This window comes from Palleronia aestuarii (assembly GCF_003253995.1).
GTDB classification, from domain to species: Bacteria; Pseudomonadota; Alphaproteobacteria; order Rhodobacterales; family Rhodobacteraceae; genus Palleronia; species Palleronia aestuarii.
This window is the reverse complement of record NZ_QKZL01000042.1, coordinates 1-15,771: the sequence shown is the minus strand read 5'-3', so window position 1 is coordinate 15,771 and position 15,771 is coordinate 1. Positions and strand designations below refer to the sequence as shown.

Annotated in this window: 15 protein-coding genes and 1 pseudogene; 14 read left to right on the top strand and 2 right to left on the bottom strand. The window is 64.5% G+C overall.

Annotation, left to right across the window (positions count from 1 at the left end):
• Positions 1 to 246 (bottom strand): annotated as a pseudogene (locus LX81_RS20530) (IS110 family transposase); the annotation flags it as partial.
• Between the two features lie 128 nt (positions 247 to 374).
• A complete protein-coding gene (locus LX81_RS20525; protein WP_111539140.1) occupies positions 375 to 1,256 on the bottom strand; it encodes a LysR substrate-binding domain-containing protein in 882 nt (293 codons plus the stop codon).
• Positions 1,257 to 1,374: 118 nt separating this feature from the next.
• On the opposite strand from LX81_RS20525, the gene LX81_RS20520 reads away from it, so the two are divergent.
• The 14 genes from LX81_RS20520 to LX81_RS20455 all read left to right on the top strand — a co-directional run.
• A complete protein-coding gene (locus tag LX81_RS20520; protein ID WP_111539138.1) occupies positions 1,375 to 2,511 on the top strand; it encodes a TauD/TfdA family dioxygenase in 1,137 nt (378 codons plus the stop codon).
• Positions 2,508 to 3,242 carry a class II aldolase/adducin family protein gene (locus LX81_RS20515; RefSeq protein ID WP_111539137.1) on the top strand — a complete coding sequence of 245 codons (735 nt, stop codon included), beginning with the start codon at positions 2,508 to 2,510 and terminating at the stop codon, positions 3,240 to 3,242. The genes LX81_RS20520 and LX81_RS20515 overlap by 4 nt, the downstream gene beginning before the upstream one ends.
• 24 nt (positions 3,243 to 3,266) lie before the next feature.
• The gene (locus LX81_RS20510) at positions 3,267 to 4,211 is read left to right on the top strand and encodes a LysR substrate-binding domain-containing protein (protein WP_234822772.1); all 945 of its coding nucleotides are present in this window, start codon (positions 3,267 to 3,269) and stop codon (positions 4,209 to 4,211) included.
• A gap of 84 nt (positions 4,212 to 4,295) precedes the next feature.
• A complete protein-coding gene (locus tag LX81_RS20505; RefSeq protein WP_111539136.1) occupies positions 4,296 to 5,336 on the top strand; it encodes an ABC transporter ATP-binding protein in 1,041 nt (346 codons plus the stop codon).
• Entirely contained in the window at positions 5,299 to 6,531 is a 1,233-nt protein-coding gene (locus LX81_RS20500) for an ABC transporter substrate-binding protein (protein WP_234822771.1), read from the top strand. The genes LX81_RS20505 and LX81_RS20500 overlap by 38 nt, the downstream gene beginning before the upstream one ends.
• Positions 6,532 to 6,595: 64 nt before the next feature.
• A complete protein-coding gene (locus tag LX81_RS20495; protein ID WP_111539134.1) occupies positions 6,596 to 7,405 on the top strand; it encodes an ABC transporter permease in 810 nt (269 codons plus the stop codon).
• Complete coding sequence (locus LX81_RS20490) at positions 7,402 to 8,211, top strand: ABC transporter permease (protein WP_111539133.1); 810 nt, start codon at positions 7,402 to 7,404, stop codon at positions 8,209 to 8,211. The genes LX81_RS20495 and LX81_RS20490 overlap by 4 nt, the downstream gene beginning before the upstream one ends.
• 81 nt (positions 8,212 to 8,292) lie before the next feature.
• Positions 8,293 to 9,453 (top strand): acyl-CoA dehydrogenase family protein, encoded by a 1,161-nt coding sequence (locus tag LX81_RS20485; protein ID WP_111539132.1) that lies wholly within the window; start codon positions 8,293 to 8,295, stop codon positions 9,451 to 9,453.
• 3 nt (positions 9,454 to 9,456) lie between these two features.
• Positions 9,457 to 11,496 (top strand): acetate--CoA ligase family protein, encoded by a 2,040-nt coding sequence (locus LX81_RS20480; RefSeq protein WP_111539131.1) that lies wholly within the window; start codon positions 9,457 to 9,459, stop codon positions 11,494 to 11,496.
• Positions 11,493 to 12,275, top strand: coding sequence for a carnitinyl-CoA dehydratase (locus tag LX81_RS20475; RefSeq protein ID WP_111539130.1), 783 nt, complete (start codon positions 11,493 to 11,495; stop codon positions 12,273 to 12,275). The genes LX81_RS20480 and LX81_RS20475 overlap by 4 nt, the downstream gene beginning before the upstream one ends.
• A gap of 9 nt (positions 12,276 to 12,284) precedes the next feature.
• Complete coding sequence (gene bcoG, locus LX81_RS20470; RefSeq protein ID WP_111539129.1) at positions 12,285 to 13,205, top strand: 3-dehydrocarnitine:acetyl-CoA trimethylamine transferase BcoG; 921 nt, start codon at positions 12,285 to 12,287, stop codon at positions 13,203 to 13,205.
• Positions 13,202 to 14,635, top strand: coding sequence for a carnitine 3-dehydrogenase (locus LX81_RS20465; protein ID WP_111539128.1), 1,434 nt, complete (start codon positions 13,202 to 13,204; stop codon positions 14,633 to 14,635). Before bcoG ends, LX81_RS20465 begins: the two co-directional genes overlap by 4 nt.
• 14 nt (positions 14,636 to 14,649) lie before the next feature.
• Entirely contained in the window at positions 14,650 to 15,384 is a 735-nt protein-coding gene (locus tag LX81_RS20460) for a class II aldolase/adducin family protein (RefSeq protein ID WP_111539127.1), read from the top strand.
• 120 nt (positions 15,385 to 15,504) lie between these two features.
• The coding region (locus LX81_RS20455; protein ID WP_146259503.1) for a transposase at positions 15,505 to 15,771 on the top strand (267 nt) is incomplete at its 3' end.

The window sequence follows — 15,771 nt, the reverse complement described above, 5'->3', positions numbered from 1 at the left end:
CGGCTTTACGTAGGCGGGCGGGATGAGCCTGACGTCATGGCCGAGCCGTGTCAGCTCCCGCCCCCAGAAATGCGCGCCACCGCAGGCTTCCATCGCCACGAGGCAGGGCGGCAGCTTGCCGAAGAACTCGAGCACCGCGGCCCTTCTGAGCTTCTTGCGAAAGACCACGCCACCTCTGGCGTCAGCGCCATGGACCTGAAACACATTCTTCGCGAGATCCAATCCGACCGTGGTAATCTCCGACATGACCGCCTCCCAAAATGGATTGTTGCGATCCCACCCTGGCACGTCGATGCCGTCGGGGGGCGGTTACAGCATCAAGGCCCTTCAGGGGCTATCCCGTCGCCCGGCAATGAGGCGGCAGCGGCAGCAGCTCACTCATTGCCTATGATCCATTCCAGGAAAGCCAGCGCGGGGCCCGACGGGCGTCGAGATCCGGTCACGTAGTAGGACGTGCCGAGATCAAGCTCTCCGTCCGGCCACATGCAAAGCGCGCCTTCGCGGACCGCACCGCTTGCAATGGATCGCCAGCCCAGCATGACACCGCGCCCGTCCAGTACCGCCTGCGCGGCCTGCACGTAGTTGTTGAAGGTCTGCCCCGACAGCCGGCTGCGTTCGATCCGCCGGGCACGCAGGTATTCCTCCCAGCCGGCCCAATGCTGGTTGTACGGGCTGCGCACGTGTATGAGGGGGGCCGTATCGAGCTCAACGCCCCTCCCGAGGAGGCTTTCGAGCAGCTGAGGCGCTGCCACCGGGCAGACGCGTTCGTCGAACAGTTTCATTGTCGTGCCCTCGCGCCAACCGCCGGTGCCGTAGCGGATGGCTACGTCGATGCCGGGGGACAGGTGGGGCAGGTCGGTTGCCGGAGCTTGTACGTTCACGGTCACATCCGGGTGCGCGGCGTAGAAATCAGGCAGGCGTGGCATCAGCCAATAGGTGGCCATGCCCAAGGTGCAGGACACTGTCAGCTGGGCTCCGTCCTGCCCGCTGAGGGCCCGGATGTCTTCCAGCGCCGCCTCGATCTGCCCCAGCCCGTCCCGCACAGCACGCGCGAGCAGGTCGCCCGCTTCCGTCAACTGCGCAGGACGCGTGCCCCGGTCAAAGAGAGAGGTGCCGATATGATCCTCGAGCGCTTTGACGGTCTGGCTCACCGCGGACGCGCTCACGTTGAGCCGGGAGGCGGCGAGCTGCGCCGAACCATGCCGGGCGACGACCTCGAAGGTGGTAAGCAGGCGCAATGGGGGCAGGCGGTCCACCAAGTTAATACCTAGCTTAAGTTAGGTTCACGCTAATCCGGCTTTCTGCGGAAAGGAAGCCGTGGAATGCTTCCATTTAGAAATCTCCCAAAATACCTCCAATGATTTGGAATTGCGCATGAACGTCATGACCTCCCCCGTGGCTGCCCCGGTCCTTAAGGACACGGGTCTTGAAATCCTTCTCTCTGACGGAGAGCCTCACTACTTCAACTATTACTGGCTGCGCGATAACTGCCCCAGCTCCTTCAACAGCGCCACGCGTGAGCGCAGCTTCGACATCTTCCACCTCGATACCGCGCCCAAGGCGAAGACCGCCGAGGTGACCGGCGATGTTCTGGCAATCACCTGGGAAAGCGAAGACCACGTGACGCGATTCCCGCTTGCGTGGCTCGAGGCTTACAAGACCCCGCAGCGACGCCCCGATCCCGCCGACCTCGCCCGCGAGGCATGGTACGGCGACCATTACCCCGACGTGCCGCGCTTCAGCCAGCCCGAGGTGCTGGCGGACCCCGCATTGCGGGCGCGGTGGATCGAGGCGCTGCTGGTCGAGGGCTTCGTGATCCTCACAGACATGCCCAACAGCGACGAAGGTCTTACCGAGACCGCCGAGATGATCGGTCGTGTCCGCCCGACCTTCTTCGGCGACTACTTCGACGTGAGGACCCACATCAACCCGACCAACACGGCCTACACCGCATCGGCGCTGGAATTGCACACCGACACCCCCGCCGAGGAACATGCGCCGGGTGTGCAGTTCCTGCATTGCCGGGCGAACACGGTGGAGGGCGGCTACAGCCTCTATGCTGATGGCGTCGCGGTCGCGAACGATTTTCGCGCGCGTGACCCCGAGGGGTTCAAGGTGCTTGCGGAAACCAAGGTGCCCTTCTTCTGCGAACACGACACCTATGACATGCGCTCGCGCCAGACGATCATCGAGCTGGACCAGCACGGTGAAGTCTCGGGCCTGACCATCAGCCAGCACATGCTGGACATCTCGGACGTTGACCAGGAACTGCTGGACAGCTGGTACCCCGCGTTCTGCCGCTTCGGGAAGATGCTGCAGGAAGAGAAGTACATGATGACCTTCCTGATGAAGGCCGGCGAATGCATGGTCTTCGACAACCATCGCATCGTACACGGCCGCGCAGCCTACACGGCCGAGAGCGGCGACCGCTACCTGCGCGGCACCTATACCGACCGGGCCGAGATGCGGTCCACCTACCGCGCGTTGGTGAGCGAGGGGCGTTTCAAATGAATGACCTGTCCCCGATGACCGGGAGCGCCGGGGAGACGGCCGCCCTGCGCCAGGATCTCTCGGCCGCCTTCCGCATCTGTCACCAGATGGGCTGGAGCGAGTCGGTCGGCAACCATTTTAGCGCTGCCGTCAGTGAACACGAGTTTCTTCTGAATCCCTGCTGGCAGCACTTCGCGACGATCCGTCCCGAGGACCTTCTTCGGATCGACGCGCGCGACGGGCGGGTGATCGAGGGGGAGGGCAAGCCCGACGCGTCCGCCTGGTGCGTGCATGGAACGCTGCATCGCCGCAAACCCGAAGCGAAGGTGATCCTGCACGCGCATTCGCCATACGCTACGGCGCTGGCCTGCCTGAAGGACCCGACCCTCGTGCCGATCGACAACAACACCGCGCGGTTCCACGGGCGCACCGCGTATGACCTCGACTTCGGCGGCATCGCCGACGCCGAAGAAGAGGGCGAGCGGCTGGCGGACTCGCTGGGCGACAATAGCGTGCTGGTGATGGGCAACCATGGCGTCACCGTAACGGGGGAGACCGTCGCGGCGGCCTTCGAGGATCTCTACTTCTTCGAGAAGGCGGCGCAGACCTTGATCCTGGCCCGGTCAACGGGCGCACCGCTGGCGGTGCTCTCGGATGCGGTAGCGCAGAACACAGTCGATGGCTGGGGGGCCTATGCCGGAATGGCAGAACGGCACTTCGACTTTCTCAAGTCGCAGCTCCTTGCGCTCTGAGCGCTCGCATGCAGGCCCCCGCCGGTGTATCCGGCGGGGGCATCCACGCGCGAGGCCGTCATCAAACGCTACCCCTCCATTCAGGCGCTACGTGCCATCGAGAGCGTCGCCCGCAATGGCGCTCTCTGGCGCGCCGCAGCCGAGTTGAACGTCACGCGCAGCGCGATCAGTCACCAATTGCGGCTGCTCGAGGCCGACCTCGGCTTCAAGATCGTCGAACGCAGCGGCAACAAGTCCGAGATCACGCCCCGCGCCCGTGCCTATGCCGAGGACGTGCGCCGTGCGCTCAGCATGATCGCCACCTCCACCGCGCGGGTGGCGCAGGAGGGTCTGACCGGCTCGCTGACGATCAGCGCCACACCCGGCTTTGCCGATGGCTGGCTGTGCCTGCATCTAGGCGATTTCATCGCCGAGCATCCCGACGTGGTGGTGACCGTGCTGAGCTCCCACAAGATGGCAGACACCACCAATCCCGAGATCGACACCTTCATCACGTTCGGGCACGAGCCGCGCGCCAACCTCAGGACCGAGCCGCTGTTCTCGGTGGAGTTCACGCCGCTGTGCAGCCCTGCCTATCTCAGCCGGTTCGAAAGCTTCAACGACCTGCGCATCTTGCAGCAAGCGACACTTCTGCACATCACCGATTTCACCGACTGGGAAGGCTGGATGGCCCTCTCGGGGCTGCCGTCCGAGGATGCCCGGCGCGGCATCTGCTACTCGGACATGAACATCGTCCATACGGCGGTTCTAGCTGGGGAGGGGATCGCCATCGGCGACACGGTTCTCTGGGGAAAAGATCTCCGGGAAGGGCGTCTGATGCGGCCGTTTTCAGCATCTTTGCACACCGGCACTGGGTATTTCGTTTGCACGCCCAAGGAAAATGTCAAAAATCCCGTTGTTGAGGAGTTCCATAAGTGGTTGAAGTTAAACGTAGAATTTAAAAGGCTAAGCTCCTTCCGGAGCGCGTGACAAAAGAGATTTGTCGCGACTCTGAACGAGTTTCATTTGCAGTTCACCTCTGCGCCCCGCACCCTCAAGCGACAACGGACAGGAATGAAAAGCGAGGCGATTGTGTCAGGCACAACGCAGATCGAAACACGTTCGGTCGGAAAGAAGTTCGGGAAGTTCCACGCTTTGCGGGATATTTCCCTCGGGGTCTCGGAGGGCGAGTTTCTCTCCCTTCTCGGCCCATCTGGCTCGGGCAAGACCACCTTGCTTACACTGCTTGGCGGTTACGAGCCGGTGACGTCGGGCCAGCTGCTTCTCGAAGGGCAGGACATGACCACCTGGTCGGCCAACCAGCGCGGCTTCGGCATGGTGTTCCAGGGCTATGCCCTGTTCCCGCATCTCACCGTGGCAGAGAACATTGCCTTCCCGCTGAAGGTGCAGAAACGCAGCAAGGCGCAGATTGCCGACCGCGTCACGCATATGGTGGAGATGGTCGGCCTCGACGGTCATATCAACAAGAAGCCGAAGGCGCTTTCGGGCGGGCAGCAGCAGCGGGTCGCACTGGCTCGGGCGCTGGCCTACGAGCCCAAGGTGCTGCTGCTTGACGAGCCGTTCTCGGCCCTCGACAAGAACCTGCGCGGGCAGATGCAGGAAGAGTTGCGCCGCCTGCACCGCGAGCTGGGCACAACCTTCGTCTTCGTCACCCACGACCAGGAAGAGGCGCTGGCCCTGTCGTCCCGCGTGGCGATCTTCAATCAAGGCGAGCTGCAACAGATCGGGACACCGGCCGAGGTCTACGAGCGCCCCGCCAACCGCTTCACCGCGGAATTCCTCGGCGACATAAACATCCTGTCGCTTGCGGGTCTTTCCAGCGCGCAGATCGAGTTGCCCACCAATGCGGACGCCTTCGACACGCTGGCGATCCGCCCCGAACACATGCGCCTTGCCACGGGCACTGACACCAACCAACTGCCTGCAACGATGCGCGACCGGGTCTATCTCGGCTCGAAATCCCGGCTGCTGCTGGAAACTCGGGCGGGTGAAGAGCTGATGCTCTACTTCGACAACGGCCCCGGAGTGCCGCCGCCCGATCCGGGCACCGAACTTCGTGTGGCGTGGAACACCGGCGACAGCTTCGCCATCTGATTTCGGTCACTCGGCAAATCCCCGACCCGCGGCGCGGTTCGCTTCGGGACGACGAGACCCGGATAATAAAACTCAACAGGTGAGACGAATGAACACCCATTTTCAGAACGACCTCGTGGAGATCCTGAAAGAACGCTCCGCCAAGGGGCAAATCTCGCGCCGTCAGGTGCTGAAGGGCTTTGGAGCTCTGATGGGAACCACCGCGCTTGGCGCGGGCGCGGCGAAGGCGCAGGATAATCGGTTGGTCTTCGTCAATTGGGGCGGCGATGCACTCGATGCGATGGACGAAGCTTTCGGCACGCCCTTCACAGAGGAGACCGGTATCCCGGTGCTCTACGACGGCTCCGGCCCGACCGAGGGGGCGATCACTGCGCAGGTGCAGGGCGGCAACCCGACCTGGGACCTTGTGGACGCGGACCCGTTCTCGTCGCAGGCGCTGGGGCGCAAGGGGCTGATGGAGCCCATCGACTATGATATCGTCGACGAGTCTAAGCAGCGTGAGGGCTTTGGCTGGGAATACAGCTCGTCGTGCTATTTCTACAGCTATGTCATCGCCTACGATGCGACGCAGTTCGACGAGCCGCCGACTTCGATCGCAGATTTCTTCGACACCGAGAAATTCCCCGGCAAGCGGTCCATGTACAAATGGGGCGCGGGCATGTGGGAGGCGGCGCTGCTGGCCGATGGCGTCGCGCCGGAGGATCTCTATCCGCTCGACCTCGAGCGGGCCCACGCCAAGATCGACAGCTTCAAGGAGCACATCGGCGCCTTCTGGGGCGGCGGTGCCGAAAGCCAGTCGCTGCTGCTGAACGGCGACGTGTCGATGGCGCTAATCTGGAATACCCGCGCGAGCCTGCTGCACAAGGACACCGAGGGCGAGATCACCTTCACCTGGCAGGACGGCATCATCGGGCCGGGCGGGATCGGCGTGCTCAAGGGTAACCCCGGCGGCACCGAGGCCGCGATGCGCTACATCGCCGCCACGCAGGACCCAGAGCGCCAGGTGGTCCTGTTCCAGATGCTCGGCAACGCGCCGTCGAACCCGGCGGCCGATGCGCTGATCCCCGAGGACGAGCGCCGCTTCAACGCGATGGACCCCGAGAACAGGCAGAAACAGATCGCTCTGGACACCGATTGGTACGAAGAAAACTACGGCGCCGCGCTCGACGCCTATCTTCAGATCATCTCGGCCTGATCAACGCCTCCGCCTGATATTCAATGACCGCCGCCCTTGACCCGGGCGGCGGACCGGAGACCCCATGCGCGCCTTTCTCTTTCTCATATGTCCAGTGCTGCTGTTCCTCGGAGTGAGCTACCTGCTACCGTTTCTAGGGATCGTGCAGCTGAGCTTCACCGACCCTGATCCAGGGCTGACCCAGTACAGCCGTGTGCTGACCGAGGATCTACCCACTGGCGTAATCTGGCGGACCCTGCGCCTGTGCGTGATGGTCACCGCCGTGTCCGTGAGCTGCGCCTACGTAATTACCTTCCTCTGGGTGCGGGGCTCGCCGCTGGTGCGTTCGATCACCGAGCTGTGCATCATGATCCCGTTCTGGATCTCGGTGCTCAGCCGCGCGTTCGGCTGGCTGTCGATGCTGTCCAACCGTGGCCTGCTGAACACCTGGCTGCAGGACATGGGTCTGATCGACAGCGCCATCCAGATGACCCGCAACGAGTTTGCCGTGGTCGTCGGCATGTCGCACTACCTGATCCCTTTCGCGGTCTTCCCGCTCGCCACGGCCATGCGCAACGTCGATGAACGCGTGCTGACCGCCGCCGACGGCATGGGCGCCTCGCGGCTGCGGATCTTCTGGCAGATTTTCCTGCCGATGACCTCCAGCGGCATCCTGGGCGCGACCCTGCTCGTTTTCGTCTTCTCCATCGGTTTCTACGTGACGCCCGCACTCCTAGGCGGCGGACAATCGGTGCTGGTGGCAGAACTGATCTACCTCTGGATCTTCCAGATCCCGCAATGGGGCATGGCCGCCGCGATGAGCGTGGTGCTGATGCTCGGGGTCGGGGGCATCCTCTACGTGCTGATGCGCCGCTACGGGGAGATGGCGAGATGAACAGGCTTCGTCCCGGCATCATCGCCACGCTCCTCTCGGGCCTCGTCGCGGTCTTCCTGCTGATGCCGCTGATCGCGGTGATCCCGGTCAGCTTCACTTCGCGGCGCTACCTTTCGCTGCCGAACGGCGACTGGTCCTGGCGGCATTACGCCGCGCTCTTCGAAGATGCAGAGTGGGGCCAGAGCCTTCTGACATCGGTGCAGGTCGGCGTTCTGGCCAGCTTCCTAGCGGTGGCGCTGGCAGCGGCTTTCTGCATTGGCATCTGGATGCTGCGCCCTCGCGGCGCGGGGTTGATGACCGGCTTCGTGCTGCTGCCGATGGTGGCGCCGCCCGTGGTGTCTTCGCTGACGCTGTATTTCTTCCTCAACAAGATGGCCCGCTGGAACGACATCATCGCCTACGACAAGCTCGGCGGCGTGGTGCTGGCGCACATGGTCATGGTCGTGCCATACGCGGTGGTGGTGATCATGGTCTCGCTCAGCCAGCTCGACCGGCGTATGGACCTTGCCGCCCAGTCGATGGGGGCCAACGTGCCGACCCGCGTCTTCGGGGTCATCCTGCCCAACATCCGCTTTGGCCTGATCGGCGCGTTCTTCCTGTGCTTCCTGCTCAGCTGGGACGAGATCGGCGTGACGCTCTTCATCACCTCGGTCGAGACGATCACCCTGCCGCGCCGCATGTGGATGGGACTGCGTGACAACGTCGATCCTTCGATCGCCGCGCTTTCGGTGCTGCTGATCTGCGTGGTGACCCTGCTGGTCGTCGTCCGCGCCGCGATGCTGATGCGCAAGGAACGCTCGCGCTGATCCCGCCCCATTCCCGCGCCGGCAGCCCCGGCGCGGACCGAACCCACCCCGGACCTTCCGCACAAAAGAAAAGCGTGACCCATGCATTTTGGACTGACTGAAGAACAGGAGATGATCGTCTCCACCGTCCGTAGTTTCGTCGAGAAGGAGATCTACCCACACGAGTCGCTGGTCGAGCGCACCGGAGAGGTGCCCGCCGAGATCGCGCAGGACATCAAGCAGAAGTGCCTCGATCTGGGCTTTTACGCCTCGAACTTCCCCGAGAGCGTCGGCGGCCCGGGCCTGTCCCACGTCGATTTCGCGCTGGTCGAGCGCGAGCTTGGCCGCGGCTCGATGGCACTTACCCATTTCTTCGGGCGCCCGCAGAACATCCTGATGGCCTGCGAGGGTGACCAGGTCGAGAAGTACCTGATGCCCGCGGTGCGCGGCGAGAAGATGGATGCGCTCGCGATGACCGAACCCGACGCCGGCTCGGACGTACGGGGCATGAAATGCTCGGCCGTGCGCGAAGGTGGCGACTGGGTGGTGAACGGCTCCAAGCACTTCATCTCCGGCGCAGAGCATGCGGACTTTGTCATCGTCTTCGTCGCCACTGGCGTCGACGAGACACCGCGCGGCCCCAAAAAGCGCATCACCTGTTTCCTCGTGGACCGCGGCACGCCGGGCTTCGAGATCGCCCGTGGCTACAACTCGGTGTCGCACCGCGGTTACCAGAACTCGATCCTCTATTTCGACAACTGCCGTTTGTCGGACGCGCAGGTGCTGGGTGAGGTCGACGGCGGCTTCGACGTAATGAACGAGTGGCTCTATGCCACGCGTATCACCGTCGCGACCAACTCCGTCGGTCGGGCGCGCCGGGTCTATGACCACGCGGTGCAATATGCCGCCGAGCGCAAGCAGTTCGGCCAGCCCATCGGCAAGTACCAGGGCGTGAGCTTCCAGATCGCCGACATGATCACCGAGATCGACGCCGCCGACTGGCTGACCCTCGCCTCCGCCTGGCGTCTCGACCAGGGGCTTCCCGCAAACCGCGAGATCGCTTCGGCCAAACTCTATGCCTCGGAAATGCTTGCCCGCGTCACCGATGCGGCGTTGCAGATCCACGGCGGCATGGGGCTGATGGACGAACTGCCGATCGAACGCTTCTGGCGCGACGCGCGGGTGGAGCGCATCTGGGACGGCACGTCCGAGATCCAGCGCCACATCATCAGCCGGGAGATTTTCCGGCCGCTGGGAGCCTGAGCCATGTCGCCGCTGGGCCGGTTCTTCTCGCCTAAGGCCGTCACCGTGATCGGTGGCGGCACCTGGTGCGAGGCGGTGGTGCGCCAGTGCCGTGCCACCGGCTTCACCGGGGCGATATGGCCCGTGCATCCGAAGAAATCGGAGGTCGGCGGGGTGCCCGCCTATCCGGACCTCGCCTCCTTGCCGGACGTGCCCGACGCGGCCTTCATCGGCGTCAACCGGGAGCTGACGGTGATCATGGCGCGCGAACTCTCAACCATGGGATGCGGTGGTGCGGTGTGTTTCGCCGCCGGCTTCTCGGAGGCGGTTTCCGAGCTCGTCGATGGCGACGCGCTTCAGGCGCAGCTGGTTGAAGCGGCCGGAAAGATGCGGGTTCTGGGGCCGAACTGCTATGGCATGGTCAATGCGCTGGATGGCGTTGCGCTCTGGCCCGACCGGCACGGCATGTCGCGGGTCGAGACCGGCGTAGCGGTGATCGGCCAGTCCTCCAACGTGCTCATCAACCTGACCATGCAGCGGCGCGGCTTGCCGCTCGCCACCGTGGTCGCGGCGGGCAATCAGGCGCAAACCTCGATGTCGGATCTCGGCATTGCGCTGCTTGAAGATCCGCGTATCACCGCGCTCGGCCTGCACATCGAAGGGATCAGCGATCTGCCTGCATTCGAGGCGCTGGCCGGCCGTGCCGCCGAGCTGGGCAAGCCCATCGTCGCTCTGCGCGTCGGTGCGTCCGAGCAAGCGCAGGCTGCGGCAGTGTCGCACACGGCCTCGCTCACCGGCTCGGACGCGGGCGCTCGGGCGCTCTTGCGGCGGCTTGACATCGCACAGGTAGACACGCCGACCGAGCTGATCGAGACGCTGAAGATCTTGCATGTCACTGGTGGACTGCGCTCTGCGCGGATCGCATCGGCCTCCTGTTCCGGTGGCGAGGCGTCGTTGATGGCGGATATGGGCGAAATCGCGGGGGTCACCTATCCGGCACTGACCGATACGCAGAAAACCGGGCTGCGCGCGGCGCTCGGTCCCAAGGTCGCGCTCGCCAATCCACTGGATTACAATACCTATATTTGGGGCGACGAAGACGCGCTGACGGCGACCTTCACGGCGCTCTGCACGGCGGAGCTTGGCCTCGGCTGCGTCGTGGTGGACTACCCCCGCGACGACTGTTTCGAGGCGCCCGATTACGATCAGGTCCTGCGTGCCGTTGCGGAAACCCGCGAGGTGACGGGCACGCCGATGGCGCTGGTCTCGCTGCTATCCGAGGGGCTGCCGGAGCCAGTGGCGATGAAGGCGCTCGAGATGGGCATCGTCCCGCTTTGCGGCATGGGGGACGCGCTGCGTGCGATCCGGGCTGCCGTTACCGTGCCGGGGCGAGGCAATGCGCGTGCCGATCCCGTGACCCTGCCGGTGAATGGCCGCGGCGCGGCGCGGGTGTTCTCCGAGGCCGAGGCCAAGGCGCTGCTGCAAGGCTTCGGTGTGCGCGTCCCCGGATCGGGACGCGCCGGTGAGGCTGGCGAGGCTGCGGAGACTGCAACGCGGATCGGCTTCCCGGTGGTGCTCAAGGGCGAGGGCATCGCCCACAAGACCGAAGCCGGGGCCGTAGTGCTGAACCTTTCCAGCGCGCAGGCGGTTACCGAGGCCGCCGCGAAGATGCCCGCCGAGAGCTTCCTCGTCGAGGAGATGATCACCGGCACCGTGGCCGAGCTGATCATCGGCGTCACGCGCGATCAGGCGCATGGCTTCGTGCTGACGCTGGGACTGGGCGGGATCCTGACGGAACTGATCCGTGACACTGCTTCGGTGCTGATCCCGGCCACTCGCGCGGACATCTCGGCGGCGCTGCACGGTTTGCGCACAGCTCCGCTGCTGACCGGCTACCGGGGACGCCCCGCCGCCGACATCGACGCGGTAATCGACACCGCGATGGCGCTGCAGGCGCTGGTTCGGGACCACGCCGATGCGCTCTACGAAATCGAAATCAACCCGCTCATCTGCCGTGCGACGGACGCGGTGGCGGCGGATGCCCTGATCAGGATGGAAGAATGACCCAGAACGTTCTAACCGAGCGCCGCGGCGCGGTGCTCGAAGTCACGTTGAACCGGCCCAAGGCCAATGCCATCGACATGGCGACCTCGCGAGAGCTGGGTGAGATCTTCACCGATTTTCGCGACGATCCCGAGCTGCGCGTGGCGATCCTCACCGCGCAAGGCGAGAAGTTCTTCTGCCCCGGCTGGGACCTCAAGGCCGCCGCCGAGGGCGAGGGAGCCGATGGCGACTATGGCAAGGGCGGCTTCGGCGGGTTGCAGGAGCTGCGTGGCCTCAACAAGCCGGTGATCGCCGCCGTGAACGGCATCGCCTGCGGCGGCGGGCTGGAGCTTGCGATCAGCGCCGACATCATCATTGCCGCGGATCACGCCAGCTTTGCCTTGCCGGAAATCAAGTCGGGCACCGTGGCCGATGCGGCGACGCTGAGGCTGCCCAAGCGCATTCCCTACCACATCGCCATGGAACTGCTTTTCACCGGGCGCTGGTTCGATGTCGAGGAAGCGCATCGCTGGGGGCTGGTCAACCGCATCGTCCCCGCCGCCGATCTCATGGCCGAGGCGCGCAAGATGGCCGACGAGCTGGCGTCCGGCCCGCCGCTGGTCTTTGCCGCGATCAAGGAGATCGCGCGCGAGGCCGAGGACATGAAGTTCCAGGACGCTCTCAACCGCATCAACCGCAGCCAGTTCGAGACGGTGGAAAAGCTCTACCGCTCCGAAGACCAGAAGGAAGGTGCCCGCGCCTTCGCCGAAAAACGAGATCCGGTCTGGAAGGGCCGGTAAGGAGATCCCATGACCCTTCAGATGAACCGCAAGCCCTTCATCACCGCCGCCATCACCGGGGCGGGGGACACGCAGGACAAGAGCCGGCTCGTGCCGCGCTCGCCGGAAGAGATTGCCGACGCCGCGATCGACGCCGCCAGGGCCGGTGCAGCGGTGGTGCATTGCCATGTCCGCGACCCCGAGACCGGAGCGCCCTGCCGGGATCGTGCGCTGTTCCGTGAGGTGACCGACCGCATCCGTTCGTCCGAGGTGGACATGGTGCTGAACCTCACCGCCGGGACCGGGGGGGATCTGACCTTGGGCGATGTCGAGAGCCCAATAGAGCTGGACGCGGCCAATACCGACATGGCGGGCGCGACGGAACGCATGGCGCATATCCGCGATTGCCTTCCCGAGATCTGCACGCTCGATTGCGGCTCGATGAACTTTAGTGATGGCAATTACGTCATGACCAACACCACCGAGATGCTGCGTGCCATGGGCCGGATGATGACCGAGCTTGGCGTCAAGCCGGAAATCGAGGCGTTCGACACCGGACACCTCTGGTTCGCCAAGCAGCTGGTGAAGGACGGCGTGCTGGCGGATCCCGCGTTGGTGCAGCTCTGCATGGGCATCCCGTGGGGCGCGCCAGGGGACATGAACACCTTCATGGCGATGGTCAATAATGTGCCCGCCGGCTGGACCTGGTCGGCGTTTAGCCTCGGCCGGGACGAGATGCCCTATGTGGCCGCCGCAGCCCTGGCGGGGGGTAACGTGCGGGTGGGACTCGAGGACAATCTCTATCTCGAACGTGGTGTCATGGCGACCAATGCGCAGCTCGTTGAGAAAGCGGTGAACATCCTCTCCAACATGGGCGCCTCGCTGATGGGCCCGCAGGAAGTCCGCGACCAGCTTGGCCTCGTGAAGCGTGACATGCCGGTGCCTGCATGACCGCGCCTGTCGGAACGGCAGCGATCATCGGGGGCGGCGTCATCGGCGGCGGCTGGGCGGCGCGGTTCCTGCTGAACGGCTGGAATGTTACGGTGTTCGATCCCGATCCAGGGGCGGCGCGCAAGATCGGCGCGGTGCTCGACCGGGCCCGCGCCTCGCTGCCCGCGCTCTACGATCGGCCTCTGCCGCCAGAGGGAACGCTGAGCTTCTGCGCGACGCTCGAGGATGCCGTGCAGGGGGCCGATTGGGTGCAGGAAAGCGTCTCCGAGCGGCTGGAGCTGAAGCACAGGGTCTACGACCAGATCGTCGCGCATCTGCCCGAGGGCGGGTTCATCGCCTCGTCGACCTCCGGTTTCAAGGCGTCTGACCTTGCGGCGAACGGTGCGCCGGTGGTCGTGGTCCATCCGTTCAACCCGGTCTACCTCCTGCCGCTGGCGGAGATCACCGGCGCGCCGGAGCTGCGCGCCAAGGCTCTGCCCGTGGTGCAGTCCATCGGCATGTCCCCGCTGGAGATGCATGCCGAGATCGACGCCTTCATCGGAAACCGCTTTCAGGAAACGATCTGGCGCGAAGCGCTGTGGATGATCAAAGACGGCATCGCCACGACCGCGCAGATCGACGACGCGATGCGCATGGGCTTCGGCCTGCGACTTGCGCAGATGGGCCTATTCGAGACCTATCGTCTGGCAGGCGGCGAGGCAGGCATGGCCAGCTACATGGAACAGTTCGGCCCTTCGCTGCACTGGCCGTGGTCCAAGCTCACCGATGTGCCCGATCTCGACGCCGCGCTGGTGCAGGCCATAAGCGACCAATCGGACGCGCAGTCCGGCCATATGACCATCGCCCAGATGGAAACCCTGCGCGACGACAACCTCGTCGCCATCCTGCGGGGCCTGCGCCGCACCGGCAGCGGCGCAGGGGGCGTGATCACCGCGCATGAGGAGAGGTTGGACACCGGCGGCGAGATCGATGGGCTGCCGGTCACGCAGCGCCGCGCCGTGCCGGTGACATGGACCGACTATAACGGTCACATGAACGAGGCCGCCTATCTCGAGCTTGGCACCTGGGCCACCGACGGCATGATGAAGCTGGTGGGCGCCGACGATGCCTACGTTGCCAGCGGCAAGAGCTTTTTCACCGTCGACACCCGGATTCGGTATCTCGAAGAGGTGCATCGGGGGGCGGTACTGACGGCGACCACGCAGGTGCTCGAAGGGGCAGGCAAGACGATGAAGCTCTTTCACCGCATTCTGAAGGAAGACGGCAGCCTCGTGGCCACCATCGAAACGCTCATGCTGCACACCGATCTGAACACCCGTCGCGCATGCCCGCCGGAGCCTCCGGTGGCGGAGGCGCTCGAAACCCTGGCTGCGGCCCATGCCGGGCGCGATGCGCCCGGTGCCGGCGGATCTGTCGGCCAGCGCAATTGAGGAAGAGAACCAAGATGTCTCCTGAAGAGAAACAGACCCGCGAAGAGTTGGCCGCCTGCTATCGCCTGGCGGCGCTGCATAAATTCACCGATCTGATTTACACCCATATCACAGCCCGCGTGCCGGGCGAGGATGGGCATTTCCTGATCAACCCCTACGGCTGGCGCTGGGAAGAGATCACTGCCTCGTCGCTGGTCAAGATCGACGTAGAAGGCAACAAGGTGGACGGCGGTCCGCACCGGGTGAACCCGGCGGGGTTTACGATCCATTCGGCGGTCCACATGCACCGGCATGATGCCGCTTGGATCATGCACACCCATACTCGCGCGGGGGTGGCAGTGTCATGCATGGAAGAGGGGCTGCTGCCGCTTAACCAGATTTCGCTGCAATTCCACAACCGCACAGCCTACCACGATTTCGAAGGCATCGCGCTCGACCTCGAAGAGCGTGAGCGCATCGTGGCAGACTTTGGCAACCACCCAGTCATGGTCCTGCGCAATCACGGGCTGATCGCGACCGGGCGGACTGCGGCCGAGATGTTCTCCAACATGTTCTATCTGGAGCGGTCCTGCGAGATCCAGGTGGCAGCGACATCCTCGGGGCGCCCGCTCCGCATGGTTGAAGAAAGCATCGCCGCGCAGGTCCACGGGCAATACACGCAGATGAATGAGGAAGACGGCGATCTGCAACTCGAGTGGAACGCCCACTTGCGCTCGATCGAAGGGCTGGGCAGCTCCTACCGCGCTTGACATATGCAAGGTTCGCGCACTCCCGGCGCGGACCCTTCTACGGGGCCATGCCTCCTAGGCTCAGGACCCATTGATCGCCGCCTGTTGTCGTGATTCAGGCTCCGCGAGGAGACCGCATGCATGAGCAACCTGTTTTGGCTGACCGAGGCGCAGATGGCGCGGCTGCGGCCGTACTTCCCGAAGAGCCATGGCCGCCCCCGTGTCGACGACAGACGGGTCCTGAGCGGCATAATCTTTGTCAACCGTAATGGGTTGCGCTGGTGCGATGCCCCCAGTGAGTATGGCCCCCCGAAGACGCTCTCTAACCGATGGAAGCGGTGGAGCGATATGGGTGTGTTCGCCAGGATCATGGACGGCTTGGCGGCCGAGGGCGCGGAACGGCAGACG

What these genes read in the sequence shown, in the direction of transcription:
- LX81_RS20520 (WP_111539138.1), top strand. Translation starts at nt 1,375, where the DNA reads ATGAACGTCATGACCTCCCCCGTGGCTGCCCCGGTCCTTAAGGACACG.
- LX81_RS20515 (WP_111539137.1), top strand. Translation starts at nt 2,508, where the DNA reads ATGAATGACCTGTCCCCGATGACCGGGAGCGCCGGGGAGACGGCCGCC.
- LX81_RS20505 (WP_111539136.1), top strand. Translation starts at nt 4,296, where the DNA reads ATGAAAAGCGAGGCGATTGTGTCAGGCACAACGCAGATCGAAACACGT.
- LX81_RS20495 (WP_111539134.1), top strand. Translation starts at nt 6,596, where the DNA reads ATGCGCGCCTTTCTCTTTCTCATATGTCCAGTGCTGCTGTTCCTCGGA.
- LX81_RS20490 (WP_111539133.1), top strand. Translation starts at nt 7,402, where the DNA reads ATGAACAGGCTTCGTCCCGGCATCATCGCCACGCTCCTCTCGGGCCTC.
- LX81_RS20485 (WP_111539132.1), top strand. Translation starts at nt 8,293, where the DNA reads ATGCATTTTGGACTGACTGAAGAACAGGAGATGATCGTCTCCACCGTC.
- LX81_RS20480 (WP_111539131.1), top strand. Translation starts at nt 9,457, where the DNA reads ATGTCGCCGCTGGGCCGGTTCTTCTCGCCTAAGGCCGTCACCGTGATC.
- LX81_RS20475 (WP_111539130.1), top strand. Translation starts at nt 11,493, where the DNA reads ATGACCCAGAACGTTCTAACCGAGCGCCGCGGCGCGGTGCTCGAAGTC.
- bcoG (WP_111539129.1), top strand. Translation starts at nt 12,285, where the DNA reads ATGACCCTTCAGATGAACCGCAAGCCCTTCATCACCGCCGCCATCACC.
- LX81_RS20465 (WP_111539128.1), top strand. Translation starts at nt 13,202, where the DNA reads ATGACCGCGCCTGTCGGAACGGCAGCGATCATCGGGGGCGGCGTCATC.
- LX81_RS20460 (WP_111539127.1), top strand. Translation starts at nt 14,650, where the DNA reads ATGTCTCCTGAAGAGAAACAGACCCGCGAAGAGTTGGCCGCCTGCTAT.